The following is a 15,395-nucleotide window of genomic DNA, read 5'->3' as shown; positions in this document are numbered from 1 at the left end:
GATAAGAGGCGTTCCCCAGCGTACAGGAGACGCCTCCTTCAGGCATCTTATTATTTGCCAATCATGGTGGACATGGTCTGGGCGATAAACTGTGCTCTGGCCCCGAAAATCACCTGTATCCCGTTGTCGCCCACGAACACCACGCCGCGCGCGCCAAGCCCGTTCAGCCCGTCCCGGTCCACCGCTTCGCTCTTCGCCACTTCCAGACGCAGACGCGTGATGCAGGAGCCGACGGAATCAATGTTCTGCGCACCGCCCAGCAGGCCGATGATTTCGGTGGCAAGTTCGGAATCGGACTTGTCATTCGCGCTGGCGGTCACTTCGGTGCGGCCCGGCGTTTTCACGTCGAAGCGACGGATCACGAAGCGGAAGGTGAAGTAGTAGATCAACGCCATCGGAATGCCGATGATAACGGCGCTCAGGAAGTTGGTCTGATAGCCGTTAAACGACGGCAGGATCCCGAACGACAGGTAGTCGATAAAGCCCGCCGAGAACGATTTGGCGATATGCGCATGCAGCAGGTACATGGTCATGTACGCCAGCCCCGCCATGATGGCATTGAAAACGTAAAGGATTGGCGCCACGAAGATAAAGGTGAACTCCACCGGCTCGGTGATCCCCGTCAGGAAACAGGTGAGCGCCGCAGAGAACAGAATACCGGCCGCGATTTTTTTATTTTTGGTGTGCGCTTCGTGGTACATCGCCAGGCACGCCGCAGGCAGCGCGAACAGCATCAGCGGGAACTCGCCCTGCATGAATTTCCCGGCGTTCTGGTAGGTGTCGCTGCTGAAGGATTTCACCCCTTCTTCCAGCATCTTGAACCAGATGGTCTGGTCGCCGTGGATCACCTGGCCCGCCTGGGTAGTGTAATCCCCGAACGAATACCAGAAGGAGGGATACCAGATGTGATGCAGGCCGAGCGGGATCAGCGCGCGCTCCACCAGCCCGAAGATAAAGGTCGAGGCCGCCTGGTTATCGCCATTTACCACCACGGACAGGGCGTCGATGCCGGACTGAATGTGCTGCCAGACGTACGGCAGCAGCAGGCCGAGCAGGAACGACAGAAACGCCGTCGCAATCGCCACAAAGCGCTTGCCGGAGAAGAAGCCGAGGAACTCCGGCAGCTGCATGGTGTGGAAGCGGTTGTAGCACCAGGCCGCAAGAATACCGCAGATCAGGCCGCCAAAGACGCCCATCTGCAACGTCGGAATGCCAACGACCATGGCGTATTTCCCGCCCTGAGAGGCCATTTCCGGCGTAATGCTCAGCACGGTGCTGATGGTGATGTTAGTGACAAACACGGAGACCGCCGCAGAGAGTGCGGCAATGCCGGATTCCGAAGCCAGACCGACGGCAGAGCCGATGGCGAACAGCATCGGTAGGTTATCAAAGATAACCCCGCCTGCGTTCATCATCAGCGGCAGGTGGAACTTATCGCCGAAAGCCAGCAGCAGGCCCGCAGCGGGAAGCAGTGAAATTGGCAGCATTAAGGCGCGACCAATCATCGATAACTTAGACAGCGATTTAACAAACCCTGATATCAGGCTCATGCTGATTTCCCCCGAGTAGCGCTTTTTCGCGCTGTTATTGTAAGTAGAACGTTTTAGTAGAACGTTCTACTTATCGTGGGGAAAGTCTGAAAATCGCGCAACTTAAATTTCACATTTCGCCAGAGGGAATAGTGATTATTTGAAGTTGATCGATAATTAACCGTGATGGGTGTGAGGGGATTGTGAAAGAAATTGCCGGGTGGCGGCTTCGCCTTACCAGGCCTACAAACGGAAACAGTACGTAGGCCCGGTAAGCGCAGCGCCACCGGGCATCAAACAACTTACGCCGTCACGGTCACGCTCTGTCCTGCAAAACTCACGGTCTGACCCGCGACAATTTTGCAGCGCTTGCGGGTTTCCACCGCGCCGTCTACTTTTACCTGCCCGTCGGCGATGACGATCTTCGCCTGCGCACCGCTTTCGCTCCAGCCTTCCAGCTTCAGCAGATCGCACAGCTCAACGTGCGGATGTTTACCTAAAGAAAAAGTTGCCATGATTACGCGTCCTCTACGTCGTGATACTCCTCGCACGCCTGCAAGGTATTCTGAATCAGTGTTGCGACCGTCATCGGGCCTACGCCGCCCGGGACCGGAGTGATATAGGATGCGCGCGCTGCGGCATCTTCATACACCACGTCGCCGACCACTTTGCCGTTTTCCAGGCGGTTAATACCCACGTCCACGACGATTGCGCCCTCTTTGATCCATTCACCTGGAATAAAGCCTGGCTTGCCGACCGCAACGATCAGCAGATCGGCGTTTTCGACGTGGTGACGCAGGTTTTTGGTGAAGCGGTGGGTGACAGTGGTGGTACAGCCCGCCAGCAGCAGCTCCATGCTCATCGGACGGCCCACGATGTTGGAGGCGCCAATTACCACGGCGTTGAGGCCGTAGGTATCGATGTTATAACGCTCCAGCAGCGTCACGATGCCGCGCGGGGTACACGGACGCAGGCGCGGCGCGCGCTGGCACAGGCGGCCCACGTTATACGGATGGAAACCGTCAACGTCTTTGTCCGGCGCGATGCGCTCCAGCACCTTCACGTTGTCGATGCCCGCAGGCAGCGGCAGCTGAACCAGGATGCCGTCGATCTCTTTATCGGCATTCAGGGTGTCGATCAGTTCCAGCAGTTCCGCTTCGCTGGTGGTTTCCGGCAGATCGTAAGAGCGGGAGACGAACCCCACCTCTTCACACGCTTTGCGTTTGCTGCCGACATAAATTTGCGAAGCCGGGTTGCTGCCAACCAGCACAACGGCCAGCCCGGGGGCGCGAAATCCGGCGGCTTTACGCGCCTTCACTTTTTCCGCAACCTCAGAGCGCACCTGCTGCGCAATCGTTTTACCGTCAATAATCTTTGCTGCCATCAGAGAGAAGATTCCGTCTGTAACGTTAGAAAGGGGGGATTGCCTGTATTTTGTCAGAAGCGAGCGCCGCTGTCAGTCACCCTTTACGAGATTTCATCGATGGCCTGCAAAACCCCTTCTCAGGGCATGGTCAATTTCTTAGAGGCGATTAGGATGTGACCTGGCAAAATGGCAGCGTTTTGACATATTACGAAATAGATTCCTGAGCTACTTTGTCCTCTCCGAAATAAGCCTTCAATTTTTTAATTGAACGTATTTCTTATTCCCGAATATGCGCGGGAAGGGTTATTTACATTTTAAAGGAATAGACATGAAACTCAGCAACATTGCTTCTACTGTTATTGCAACTCTGGCCCTGGTCGCGGGTGCCGCTCACGCAGAAGATCCGGTAGCGCCTGTATCTGTAAACGGTGGTACGGTGCATTTTAAAGGTGAATTAGTGAATGCCGCGTGTTCAGTGAATACTGACTCTTCAGAGCAGACGGTTAATCTTGGCCAGTACCGTACCGCGAAATTCACTAAAGTGGGTGACACCACCTCCAATATTCCGTTCACCATCGAACTGAACGACTGCGATCCTGCGGTAGCGAAAACCGCTGCTGTCGCGTTTACCGGCCAGATCGACGCCACCGACAAAACGCTGCTGGCGGTAAGCTCCGGTAACAACGACAACTCCGCGAAGGGCGTAGGTATTGAGATCCTCGACAGCAAATCCTCCACGCTGACCCCGGATGGCGCCACCTTCTCTGCGGCGCAGAACCTGATTGAAGGGACTAACACCCTGAACTTCACCGCGCGCTATAAAGCCACGGCGGCGACCACCGAGCCGGGCCAGGCAAACGCGGACGCAACATTCGTAATGAAATACGAGTAATGCCTGAGTACAGGGATGTGTCTGGCCTCAGGGAAGAGGTCTTTTGATCGCCTATACCGGGAGCGAAGGATGACAAGGACTGGGATACTGCTGTGTGCCCTTGCGATTGCCTCAGCGGTAAACGCACATACCGTGGTCATTGACGGCGGCAAAGTACACCTCAGGGGAGAGCTGGTTAACGGCGGCTGCGCCGTGGCTCCGGACAGCCAGAATATGCGCGTGGATATGGGGCAATACCGCACAAACGCCTTTTCCGGCGTCGGCAGCTTTTCCACGGTTAATGTGCCTTTCACCGTACGTCTGCTGGATTGCAGCGTGGACGTCTCCCGCACCGTAGGGATCCAGTTCCAGGGAGTGACACCGGCAGAAGACCCGCAGGTTTTCCTGGCGACATCGCGGCCGGGGGAAAATGCGGTCAGCAGTGGTGTCGGGCTGGCGCTTTTTGACGAACAGCAACGTCAGATTATCCCGAACGCGACGGCGGTGAGCTGGTTACCCATTAACACCCGCGAGCTGGTATTTCATTTCAGCGCCCGCTACCGGGCAATTTCCGAACACCTTGTACCAGGCACTATTCAGTCGAATGTCTGGTTTACGTTGATTTATCCCTGACGCCTGCGAACTAATTATTAAAGGTACGGTTGTGATGAACACCCTGATTAAACCTGGACTGTTTTTAGCTTTTATTTTGATGATGGTTTCTGCCAGCGCGAATGCGTCCGGCGGAATTGCGCTGGGCGCGACGCGCGTTATTTATCCGGCCGATGCCAAACAAACGTCGCTGGCGATCACCAACAGCAATAAACAAGAGCGCTATTTAATTAACGCGTGGATAGAAAATGCCAACGGGCAAAAGGAAAAAACCTTTGCCGTCACGCCGCCGCTGTTTGTCAGCGAGCCGGCCAGCGAAAACACCCTGCGCATTATCTACGCAGGCCCGGCGCTGCCTGCCGATCGCGAATCGCTCTTTTACATGAACGTCAAAGCGATTCCCTCCGTCAGCAAAAAACATCAGGACGGCAACAACGTCCTGCAACTGGCTATTCTGTCACGCATCAAGCTGTTTGTTCGCCCGGCTAACCTGGCGATGCCGCCGGAAGAGGCGCTCTCACAGCTGCGTTTCGAGCGCGTCGGCAACCATCTTAAGGTGAGCAATGCCTCGCCGTATTACGTCACGCTGGTCAATCTGAAGCTCGGCGGTCAGACGCTGGATAACCTGATGGTTGCTCCTAAAAGCTCGGCGCAGCAGGTGCTGCCTGCCGCCGCGAGCGGCACGCTCTCCTGGCAGAGTGTGAATGACTATGGCGCCATTACGCCGGCGCGTAGCGTCAGCCTGTGAGCAGAGACAGGGCGATGAACACTCAATGGCGTTACTGCCCGGTTGCGCTGGCACTGATGGCAACGCTCTGGCCACTCGCTGGCTGGGGCGAAAGCTACTTTAACCCGGCGTTTCTCTCCGATGACACGGCGAACGTGGCGGATTTGTCGCGTTTTGAAAAAGGCCACCAGCAGGCACCGGGCGTCTATCGCGTCGATATCTGGCGTAACGATGAGTTTATCGGCACGCAGGACGTGCGGTTTGAGCAAGCTGACAACACGCCGCCGGTCGCGGGCGGTTTGTCGCCGTGCATTACGCGCGCGATGCTCGATCGCTTTGGCGTCAATATCGCCGCCTTCCCGGAACTGAGCAACGTGCAGAGCGATACCTGCGTTCCGCTCACCACGGCGATTCCGGGCAGCGAAACGGCGTTCAACTTCGCCTCGTTGCGCCTGAACGTCAGCCTGCCTCAGGTGGCGATGCAAAACAGCGCCCGCGGGTATATTCCGCCTGAACAGTGGGATGAAGGCATCCCCGCCGCGCTGCTGAACTACAGCTTTACCGGCAACCGGGGCAGCGACGACGACAGCTACTATCTGAACCTGCAAAGCGGGTTGAACTATGGCGCCTGGCGATTACGCAATAACGGCGCGTGGCGTTATACCGAAAGCAACGGCAAGCGGCACAGCAGCTGGCAAAATATTGGTACCTGGGCGCAGCGTACGATCATCCCGCTGAAAAGCGAGCTGGTGCTGGGTGACAGCAACACCGGTAACGATGTCTTCGACAGCGTCGGTTTTCGCGGTGGTCGCCTCTATTCGTCCGACAGTATGTATCCGGACAGCCTGCAAGGTTACGCGCCTACCGTGCGCGGAATCGCCCGCACCCCCGCCAAAGTGGTGATCCGCCAGAACGGATACGTGATTTACCAGAGCTATGTGCAGCCGGGGGCTTTTGCGATAACTGACCTTAACCCGACCTCCTCAAGCGGTGACCTGGAGGTGACGGTGGAAGAGAAGGACGGCAGCCAGCAGCGCTACACCGTTCCGTATTCCACCGTTCCGCTGCTCCAGCGTGAAGGACGCTGGAAATACGATCTGGTGGCAGGGGACTATCGCAGCGGCAACAGCGAGCAGGACACGCCGTTCTTTACTCAGGGTACGATGATTGCGGGTCTTGCCGACGGCTACACGCTGTACGGCGGAACGCAGCTGGCCTCGCGCTATACCGCCATCGCCATTGGCGCGGGTAAAAACCTCGGTGACTGGGGGGCGGTTTCACTTGACCTCACCCATGCCCGCAGCCAGCTTGCCGATGACAGCCGCCATGAAGGGCAGTCCCTGCGGTTCCTGTACGCCAAATCCCTTAACGGATTCGGCACCAACTTCCAGCTGCTGGGCTATCGCTACTCGACCAAAGGCTTCTACACCCTCGACGATGTGGCCTGGCGAACAATGGAAGGCTACCAGTATGGCGACGATCAGGACGATGACGGCGTGCCGGACGTGCAGAGCTATCACAACCTGACGCTGAATAAAAAAGGGCGTTTCCAGCTCAATATCTCCCAGTCTCTCGGCGATTACGGCTCAGTGTACGTGTCGGGCAGCCAGCAAAGTTACTGGGGCACCAGCGAATCCAACGTCTGGTATCAGCTCGGCTACGCGGGCGGGGTGAAAGGGATCAGCTACGCCTTATCCTGGTCGTGGAACAAGGCCGTCGGCATTGATGGAACCGACCGGATCGCCTCGTTCAACGTCTCCGTCCCGTTCAGCCTGTTTACCCGTCACGGCTACCGTCGCGATAACGCCATCGACCGGGCCTATGCCACGGCCTCAGCCAGCCGTAACAGCGACGGTGATACCAGCTGGCAGACCGGGATCAGCGGAACGCTGCTCCAGGATCGTAACCTGAACTACAGCGTCACGCAGGGTCACACCAGCAATAACGGTGCCAGCGGCAGCGCCAGCGCTAACTGGCAGGCGACGTACGGCACGCTGGGCGTGGGCTACAACTACGCCCGGGATCAGCACGACCTCAACTGGCAGCTCTCCGGCGGCGTGGTCGGGCATTCTGACGGCATCACATTCAGCCAGCCGCTGGGCGATACCAACGTCTTGATTAAAGCGCCGGGCGCGTCAGGCGTGAGCGTCGAAAACCAGACCGGCGTCAAAACAGACTGGCGTGGCTATGCGGTGATGCCGTACGCCACGGTGTACCGTTACAACCGCGTGGCGCTCGACACCAACACCATGAGCAACAACACCGACATTGAAAATAACGTTTCCAGTGTCGTGCCGACGAACGGTGCGCTGGTGCGCGCCAGTTTTGACACCCGCATCGGCGTGCGTGCGCTGCTCACCGTGAAGCGTGATAACCAGCCCGTACCGTTTGGGGCGGTGGTGCGTGAGACGCAGAGCGGCGTAACCAGCATGGTGGGAGATGACGGTCAGATTTACCTGAGCGGGCTGCCGCTGAGCGGAGAACTGCTGATTCAGTGGGGAGACGGGAAGCAGTCCCAGTGTCGTGCGCCCTACAGCCTGCCAGAACAAAGCCTGCAACAGGCGATCACACTTAAGGGGATCCGCTGTGAATAAAATCCATTATCTGGGGCTATCCCTGCTGGCGTTTTTGCCGCTATCTGAGGCCTTCGCCACCGTCTGCGTCAATGAAAATGGCGTGCCGACGGAGGTGTATTACGACCTGACGGATAAATTCAACAGCTCCAATAACCAGGTGGGGCAGATTGTCACGCTCAGCGAGAAGTCCCAGTGGGTGGGCGTCAACGCCGTCTGTCCTAAGGGAACCACCGGGAACACTACCAAGCGCAGCTATGTTACCGATTTCCCGGTCACGGGCACCAGCGATGGCTACCAGTATCTGAAGCTTAACGACTATCTGGACGGGGCGATGAAAATCACCGACAGCTACGCTGGCACGTTTTATCCGCCCAAAAGCTACATCCAGATGGGGAGCCACCCGAATGTGTCTAAAAACAAACCGTTTGGCGTACAGGATTCCAGCCTCGTCTTCCGGCTTAAAGTGACCCGACGCTTTATCAATATGGTGGTGATCCCCCGGGCGACCATGTTCCGGGTTTATGTCACCACGACCTCCTCGGATCCGCTCACCACGCCGGTTTATACCATCAGCTACAGCGGGACCATACAGGTCCCTCAGAGCTGCGAAATTAATGCCGGGAATGTGGTGGAGTTCGATTTCGGGGACATTGGCGCCTCCCTGTTCAGTAAAGCGGGCATCGGGAATAAGCCGGAGGGGATCTCAGCGCAAAGCAAAACCATCGGCATCAAATGCACCAACGTCGAGGCGAACGCCATGCTCACGATGCGTGTTGAAGCGGAGAAGGTTTCAGGCAGTACGCTGGTTTCCGATAACGCGGATGTGGGTTTTGTGATTGCCAACAGTAATGGCGTACCGCTGACGCCCAACAACCTGACCAGCAAAATCCCGTTCCGTCTGGACGACAGCGCTCAGGCGCAGGTGGGGATCCGCGCGTGGCCCGTCAGCGTAACCGGTAAAAAACCTGCCGAGGGGCGTTTTACCTCTCGCGGCTATTTACGCGTCGACTACGACTAAGGAGCAGGTATGCGAAACGGAATGCGGTATTTAGCCGTCGCGCTCTTTGCGCTTTGCTCCCCTGCACACGCAGAGACGGCGCTTGGGGAAATTAACATTCAGCTTTACGGCAATATCGTGGATTTTACCTGCGTGGCGGAGGGGGACGACAGTAATAAAACCGTCACGCTCGGCACCTGGCCCACGAAACAGCTTCGCACAACGGGGAGCCGGACGCAGCCTGTACCGTTCACCCTGAAGCTGACCGGATGCCCGCCGGGGGCGGCTTCGGTCACATTTACGGGGAAGATGGACGGGCATGATAACAGCCTGCTGGCGCTGAATGACGCCAGCGCGGTCAGCAACGTGGCCGTGGAGATCCTCGACCGGGATAAAACGCGCCTCGCGTTGCAGCAGGCCAGCCAGACGGTGGCGGTGGATGCGCAGGGAAATGCTGAACTGTCGTTTTATGCCAATTATATCGCCACGGCGGATAACCCGCAGCCGGGCCGGGCTGACGCCGATGCAACGTTCATGATTAATTATAATTAATCGTATCCACTCTCCCTGTAACGGTTATATGTTGCAGGGAGAGGGAAGGATTACAGTAATTCGTGCGCTTTCGCGTAATCAATTAATTCAACGATACTTTGCACGCCCAGCTTGGAAAAGATATTAGACTTATGGGCGCTAATTGTTTTGTTGCTAAGTAATAATTGATCCGCAATCTCCTTATTAGATAATCCGTTCGCCAGATATCGCAGAACCGTCACTTCACGATTCGATAATGGCATATCCACAGCGGCGCCCGTCCGCGAGCCCAGATGGTTTATAAAACTCAATGTTTCTGAGGGGAAGAAAGAATAGCCCGTCAGGATCATTTCCACCGCGTTATAAATTTCCCCCAGATCTTTTCGCTTACTGACAAAACCATTTGCCCCGGCGCGGATGGCGCGTCCTGCGTAGAAGGCTTCAGATTTCGAAGAGAGGAAAAGAACCTTAATGTCTTTATTTAAGTTCCTGATTCTTTTCAGCAATACAAACCCATCTGTGCCCGTCATTTCAATATCGAGAATGACCAGATCAATGGGGTGGTTGCGTATACAGTCAAGCACTTCGTGGCTGTCGCCTGACTTCAGTTTGACCTGGATGTTTTTATTTTTCTGTAGCAGGACTTCTATCGACATTCTGACGATAGGGTGTTCGTCCATAATGATAACGGATGCCGGTTTCATTTTTTATGCCTCAGATTGTTAAAAGCGTTATGCTGAGTTTTGTTAAAACTCTCGAAAAGCCGGAAGGATAATTGCGCAGATCCTTGTACGGTAAATGTCCCTGGGAAGAGCGAAAGCATCCTTGTTTACGTAGTGGTGATATCAATGCCTCAGCGCAGTTATCTCATAAGGCTGGTTATGGCAAAATGATTTTTCTTATTAGTGTGTCAAACACGTCTTATTATACCGTTTAAGTATTGTCCGAAAAGCCTGTAAATTAATATCCATATATTGCTGATTATTATCTTCTGGATCTGAATCACTAACTTTTTAAAATTAGCAAAAATGTCCTGATATTGCATTTACCACACACTTTCATCTTTATGTAATAACAAAAAATAAACGATCTTACTGTATGTTGATCAAATGTTAACAATACGCAGACTATGACAGCCTGCATTCCGCCTGTCCGCCCTCCCTGAAATCCGCCATTTCGTGCGTCATCTCCCCGTTTCAAACGTCTCATGGCAAATTGCCGATCCCAACAACAGAACAGCACTATCTGCTGTTTTCTTCACCTCTCATCGCATTCTTTTACAGGTGAATCGCTTGTTTTTACACCATTATCATCCTGTTAACGGAAGCGCCAGAACCTTAACGCATGGATAAAATCACTCTCGTTGAGCGTACCGGCAGCATTTCGCATGGTTTAAGGTCAGGAATTAGGAATAGTTATAAAATCGAAAGTTTTGTTAAAAAACACAAAAATTTAACATATATCCTAAGTAATTTCCTAAAGGTCTTTAGGAATTAAGTAGTTACTGAATACGTTAATACGTGAAATCTGAGAGGTTGTTGAGAAGATGTAGCAACTCATGACGATGGTTCAGCCCAAGTTTCGCCAGGATGCAGCTGAGACGGTAAATAATGCGGCTGTAGGGGCGGTTCTGTAACTGCGCGATCTGACGCAGGGAGCGACCCTGGGACAGCGCCTGTAAGATCGGCCATTCATCCCGTGAAAACCACTCTTTGCGGTTGCCGACGGGGGCCGGTGCTTCCAGCAAGGTTTGTTGCATAGCCAGCGCCGTTAGCTGGCGTTCAAGCACATGAAAAGGGCCAGCCGCTTTACAAAACAGGCGTGCATCATAATCATCGGCGCGGACGAGCAGGTAGGGTGTCAGGTAGGGGGCGAACAGGCTGTGGCGGCGTAATCGGTCCAGCAGGTCAATGAGCGGCGAGGCGCGGCTCTCAATGTCGACGACCAGACGCGATGAAGGCCAGTGATTTAAATCACTGAGGGCGGCATCCAGCGTGGAATAGTCGCAGCAATTGCTCAGGGGCGACTGCCCGCTCAGAAAACCGGAACGGAAATAATTATCCTGTGTGACCAGAATGATAAAGGGAGCATCGGTTTTGCGGGTCTGGTTGATTGACTGGCTCAAATATTCGAGACGATCAAAAAATGGGAGAGCAAAAGGCGAGTGCGTAGAACCCAGTGAATCACTTCCTGTCCGACGACGCCGGTAACGGCGCACTGTCATTCGCATAGCTTCCCTCTTGGCGATGACCGTTCAGTCCTCCTGCCATCTCCAGGATGGCCAATAATATCCCTGACCGAAGCGCGCGCCAGCATGAAGCGCGCATATACGGTCCCTTTCTGTTTCAATGCCTTCAATAAGCACATTCGCAGCAATTTTTGAACAAAGGGTGACCAGCTGTGTCAGCGCCGGTGTTGCACGTAAACGCCAGAAAGCGATCTTATCGATTTTTATTCCGCTTAACGGCAGGCGGCAGGATAAAAATGCGTGCCCTGACGCTTCATCAATATCATCCAGCCAGATCCGGTGTCCTCGCGCGGTCAACTGCTGAAGCGCACAACTCACCCTCAGACGCGCCGGGTCTGAGAGTGTAAAGAACGAGGCAGGCTCCACGAGTTCAATGTTCAGCGGTGGGCTGTTAAGTTGCAGTAAACGCTGGAACATTTCCGGTATGGTCAGAACGGTTATCGGCAAATTTATGAAAAGGTTGTCACAGGGGAAGGGGTTTTTTAACGCGGCGATCTGTGCTTCCAGCAGCATAAGCGCCCGGGCGGCGGACCAGTCCTGGAAAAAGCTTTCGCTTTGCTGATGCGGCGACAGCACGCTGAGCACTTCGGCCCCCACCGTGCGTGAAGAGGAGAGGGCGACAATGGGTTCAAGCTTAATGCCTGTAATGTCGTGTGAGATGTGCTGCACGCACGAGGGGAAACCTGTCTGCTCTGGCGCTGTCACTCCGTCGTCCTGTTCACTTCCAGCCTCCAGGTGGCCGGGATACCGCAGGACAGTGTGAAGGTGAAGTGAACAGGAAAACAGCAGGCGTTACTTAAAAGCGGCTAAGCCTTTTCGCAGCCCGTAAAAGAGGGATAAATGTTGAAAAAACAGCCGTATTTACAATCATCTAGTCATTATCGCCAGAGAAGGCGGAAAAGGCATTGACTCACTACGCATTGACCGTATAATTCCAGGCGTTTCACCACCGCGAAGTACACTCTTCTCCGTGCGCCCTTAGCTCAGTTGGATAGAGCAACGGCCTTCTAAGCCGTAGGTCGTAGGTTCGAATCCTACAGGGCGTGCCATTAATTTTCACAGATTGCCGCCCGCGCGACGCCCTGCTGATTTTCTCCATGAAACCCCCCTCGCGAAAGTAGCGTTAACGCACATTTTTCACAGCACAATTGACTGTTATAACAGTATTTTTCTTACACTGTGGCAATTTTGTTATTCCTCTACCATGCTCATATCACCTCACTCTCACTCGTGGGGCTTTTTGTAGTTGCTGATTAATCTCAAGGATAAAGGTTATGAAAAAAACGACTGCTATTTTGATGGGCGCTGCATTTCTGTTTACCACCAATACCTTTGCGGCTGAACTGCTGACGAAAAACGAGTTTGAGAAAGTGGAATCACAGTATGAAAAAATCGGTACGGTTAGCACTTCCAATGAAGTCTCGGTAGACGACGCAAAAAAAGAGCTGATCGAGAAAGCCGATAAAGAAGGTGCTGATGTGCTGGTGCTGACTTCCGGCAACACCAACAACAAAATTCACGGCACTGCCGATATTTACAAGAAAAAATAATGCCTTAGCAACCACCCCTGTTTCGGGGTGGTTGCGCGCCATACCTCCCCCTCAACATTGTTTCTTGCCGCTTCTCGCTCAGAGAGGCCCGTTGACACTTGATTACGCATGCGTAATGCGTATAGTTCTCATTTGCATTTCTTTTAATAACATTTAAGGCCCGACAACGGGTCATTTTTGCGCGCACGTTAAGAGCTCATTATGAACAACACCACAATGCACAAAACGCTGCTGGCGATTGCCATCGGCGCGGTAACCCACTCCGCTTTTGCGGCGGATGAGAAAAAAGAGGACACCATTGTCGTCCAGTCCACCGCGGGGAGTGATTTCAAACCCGGCGGCGACCAGCTGGTGCCCGCCTTCCTTGACGGGCAGGTGGCGAACGGCGGACGAATGGGGATGCTCGGTCAGCAGAACGCCATGGACGTGCCGTTCAACATCATCAGCTACACCTCGAAGCTGGTGGAAGATCAGCAGGCGAAAACCATTGCTGACGTGGTCGCTAACGACGCGGGCGTGCAGTTCGTTCAGGGGTACGGCAACAGCGCGGAAACCTTCCGCATTCGCGGCCTGAAGTTTGACGGCGACGATATGACCTTTGGCGGATTGTCCGGCGTGCTGCCGCGTCAGGTGGTGGATGCCCAGATGGTTGACCGCATCGAGATCTTCAAAGGGGCCAACTCGCTGATGAACGGCGCCGCAAGCTCCGGCGTGGGCGGGATGATCAACCTTGAGCCTAAACACGCGGGCGACACCCCGCAGGCGAAAGTGGGCGTCGACTACACCTCGGATTCCCAGATTGGCACCACGCTGGATGCGGGTCGTCGCTTTGGTGATAACGACCAGTTTGGCGCGCGCGTGAACCTCGTGCATCGCGAAGGCGAAACCGGCGTGCCGAACGACCGCCGCCGCACCACGCTGCTCTCCACCGGTCTGGATTACAAAGGCGACCGCTTCCGCACCTCGCTGGACCTGGGCTACCAGAAAAAAACTTTCCACGGCAGCCCGACCAGCGTCAACATCTCGGCGGTGGACTTTGTGCCTGAACCGCCGAAGAACGATCGCAACTTCTCGCAGAAATGGGCCTACAGCGATATCGAAAACGAGTTCGGGATGTGGCGCAGCGAGTATGACATCACCGATAGCTGGACGGCGTATACCGGTCTCGGCGCGCAGCACGCGCACGAAGAAGGGATCTACAGCGCGCCGAAGCTCCTCGATAAGAGCGGTAATGCGACGGTCAGCCGCCTTGATACCAACCGCATCAGCGATTCCGTCAGCGGCATGGCGGGCATTCGCGGTAACTTCACTACCGGCTTCGTCTCGCATAAGGTGAACGTCGGGTATTCGGCGATGACCAAAAACGAAAAAATCGCGTGGAAGATGTCGGCCGCGGCGGATAACCCGACCACCAATATCTACCACAACACCGGCGTGGCTATGCCGGACAGCAGCAACTTCAGCGGCTCAGGCGGCAAATACAGCGATCCGCTGACCAGCGGGCGCACCCGCACGCAGGGCTGGCTGCTGAGTGATACCCTGGGCGTGCTGGACGACAGGCTGCTGTTCACCGCAGGCGCACGTCATCAGAAAGTTGTCATCCGTGGGTACAACAAAATCACCGGCGCGGAAAACGACGCGGACGGTTTCGACGGCAGCCGCTGGATGCCAACCTACGGCGTAGTCTATAAACCGTGGGAGGAAATTTCCCTCTACGCCAACCATACCGAAGCGTTACAGCCCGGTGAAACTGCGCCGAACACTGCTACTAACTACGGCCAGAGCACCGGTATCGTGCACTCTAAGCAGAACGAAGTGGGCGTTAAGGCGGACTTTGGCCGCGTGGGCGGCTCCCTGGCGCTGTTTGAGATCAAAATGCCGTCGGCGATCCTTGACGACAGCGGTCACTATGGCCTGGATGCAGAACAGCGTAACCGCGGCGTAGAGCTGAACGTTTTCGGCGAGCCCATGCTCGGGATGCGCCTGAATGCCAGCGCCACCTGGTTGCAGGCTGAGCTGACCAAAACCAAAAACGGCGTCAATCAGGGTAACGATGCCATTGGTATTCCGAGCTTCTACGCCGTGCTGGGCGCAGAGTATGACATCAGGCCGATTGAAGGCCTGACGGCGACCGCGCGCGTTAACCACTCCGGCACGCAGTATGCCGATCTCGCGAACACCAAAAAGCTGGACAGCTACACCACGCTGGATCTGGGCATGCGCTATCGCTTCGCGGTGAACCACAATGAAAACCAGATGACCGTGCGGGCTGGCATCGACAACGTGACCAACGAGAACTACTGGTCAAGCGTGGACGATTCCGGTACTTACATCACTCAGGGCGAGCCGCGTACCTTTAAGGTCTCGGTTGGCTACGAGTTCTAAGCG

The 15,395-nt window shown here is 55.1% G+C and carries 14 protein-coding genes and 1 tRNA gene; 9 read left to right on the top strand and 6 right to left on the bottom strand.

Annotated elements, in window-relative coordinates:
- Positions 1 to 50 precede the first annotated feature (50 nt).
- The 3 genes from RHN82_RS04145 to folD all read right to left on the bottom strand — a co-directional run bounded on the left by RHN82_RS04145 (position 51) and on the right by folD (position 2,913).
- Entirely contained in the window at positions 51 to 1,550 is a 1,500-nt protein-coding gene (locus RHN82_RS04145; protein ID WP_047052834.1) for a PTS transporter subunit EIIC, read from the bottom strand.
- 281 nt (positions 1,551 to 1,831) lie between these two features.
- Positions 1,832 to 2,044 (bottom strand): ribosome-associated protein YbcJ, encoded by a 213-nt coding sequence (gene ybcJ, locus RHN82_RS04140; RefSeq protein ID WP_017694378.1) that lies wholly within the window; start codon positions 2,042 to 2,044, stop codon positions 1,832 to 1,834.
- A 2-nt stretch (positions 2,045 to 2,046) separates the two neighbouring features.
- Positions 2,047 to 2,913 (bottom strand): bifunctional methylenetetrahydrofolate dehydrogenase/methenyltetrahydrofolate cyclohydrolase FolD, encoded by an 867-nt coding sequence (gene folD / locus RHN82_RS04135; RefSeq protein WP_006809817.1) that lies wholly within the window; start codon positions 2,911 to 2,913, stop codon positions 2,047 to 2,049.
- A gap of 310 nt (positions 2,914 to 3,223) precedes the next feature.
- Here folD and fimA point away from each other — a divergent pair, with 310 nt between their 5' ends.
- The 6 genes from fimA to sfmF all read left to right on the top strand — a co-directional run bounded on the left by fimA (position 3,224) and on the right by sfmF (position 9,230).
- Positions 3,224 to 3,787, top strand: a complete 564-nt coding sequence (gene fimA / locus RHN82_RS04130; RefSeq protein ID WP_003858911.1) for a type 1 fimbrial major subunit FimA — start codon at positions 3,224 to 3,226, stop codon at positions 3,785 to 3,787.
- A gap of 69 nt (positions 3,788 to 3,856) precedes the next feature.
- Positions 3,857 to 4,399 (top strand): type 1 fimbrial protein subunit FimI, encoded by a 543-nt coding sequence (fimI, locus tag RHN82_RS04125; RefSeq protein WP_023305613.1) that lies wholly within the window; start codon positions 3,857 to 3,859, stop codon positions 4,397 to 4,399.
- 34 nt (positions 4,400 to 4,433) lie between these two features.
- Complete coding sequence (gene fimC / locus RHN82_RS04120) at positions 4,434 to 5,126, top strand: type 1 fimbria chaperone FimC (RefSeq protein ID WP_015571222.1); 693 nt, start codon at positions 4,434 to 4,436, stop codon at positions 5,124 to 5,126.
- 14 nt (positions 5,127 to 5,140) lie between these two features.
- Positions 5,141 to 7,699, top strand: coding sequence for a fimbrial biogenesis usher protein (locus tag RHN82_RS04115; protein WP_047052838.1), 2,559 nt, complete (start codon positions 5,141 to 5,143; stop codon positions 7,697 to 7,699).
- The gene (gene fimH, locus RHN82_RS04110) at positions 7,692 to 8,699 is read left to right on the top strand and encodes a type 1 fimbria D-mannose specific adhesin FimH (RefSeq protein WP_047052839.1); all 1,008 of its coding nucleotides are present in this window, start codon (positions 7,692 to 7,694) and stop codon (positions 8,697 to 8,699) included. Before RHN82_RS04115 ends, fimH begins: the two co-directional genes overlap by 8 nt.
- A gap of 9 nt (positions 8,700 to 8,708) precedes the next feature.
- Positions 8,709 to 9,230: a fimbria assembly protein gene (gene sfmF, locus RHN82_RS04105; RefSeq protein ID WP_047052841.1), complete on the top strand. Its 522-nt coding sequence runs from the start codon at positions 8,709 to 8,711 to the stop codon at positions 9,228 to 9,230.
- Between the two features lie 50 nt (positions 9,231 to 9,280).
- On the opposite strand, the gene fimZ is transcribed toward sfmF, so the two are convergent.
- From fimZ to RHN82_RS04090, 3 genes are all read right to left on the bottom strand, one after another.
- Entirely contained in the window at positions 9,281 to 9,913 is a 633-nt protein-coding gene (gene fimZ / locus RHN82_RS04100; RefSeq protein ID WP_003858901.1) for a fimbria biosynthesis transcriptional regulator FimZ, read from the bottom strand.
- An 809-nt stretch (positions 9,914 to 10,722) separates the two neighbouring features.
- Positions 10,723 to 11,439 (bottom strand): response regulator transcription factor, encoded by a 717-nt coding sequence (locus RHN82_RS04095; protein ID WP_047052844.1) that lies wholly within the window; start codon positions 11,437 to 11,439, stop codon positions 10,723 to 10,725.
- A gap of 24 nt (positions 11,440 to 11,463) precedes the next feature.
- Positions 11,464 to 12,126: an EAL domain-containing protein gene (locus RHN82_RS04090; protein WP_047052846.1), complete on the bottom strand. Its 663-nt coding sequence runs from the start codon at positions 12,124 to 12,126 to the stop codon at positions 11,464 to 11,466.
- Positions 12,127 to 12,429: 303 nt separating this feature from the next.
- Here RHN82_RS04090 and RHN82_RS04085 point away from each other — a divergent pair.
- The 3 genes from RHN82_RS04085 (at position 12,430) to RHN82_RS04075 (ending at position 15,392) form a co-directional block, all read left to right on the top strand.
- A tRNA-Arg gene (locus tag RHN82_RS04085) sits at positions 12,430 to 12,506 on the top strand.
- A 225-nt stretch (positions 12,507 to 12,731) separates the two neighbouring features.
- The gene (gene yahO / locus RHN82_RS04080; protein ID WP_045334432.1) at positions 12,732 to 13,007 is read left to right on the top strand and encodes a DUF1471 family periplasmic protein YahO; all 276 of its coding nucleotides are present in this window, start codon (positions 12,732 to 12,734) and stop codon (positions 13,005 to 13,007) included.
- Positions 13,008 to 13,208: 201 nt separating this feature from the next.
- Positions 13,209 to 15,392 carry a TonB-dependent siderophore receptor gene (locus RHN82_RS04075; RefSeq protein WP_047052849.1) on the top strand — a complete coding sequence of 728 codons (2,184 nt, stop codon included), beginning with the start codon at positions 13,209 to 13,211 and terminating at the stop codon, positions 15,390 to 15,392.
- Positions 15,393 to 15,395 lie beyond the last annotated feature (3 nt).

This window comes from Enterobacter cloacae complex sp. EB5 (genome assembly GCF_031432835.1).
In the GTDB taxonomy this organism is placed as follows: domain Bacteria; phylum Pseudomonadota; class Gammaproteobacteria; order Enterobacterales; family Enterobacteriaceae; genus Enterobacter; species Enterobacter hormaechei_C.
Note: the sequence above shows the minus strand (reverse complement) of the source record. Positions and strands in the feature narration are given on the sequence as shown.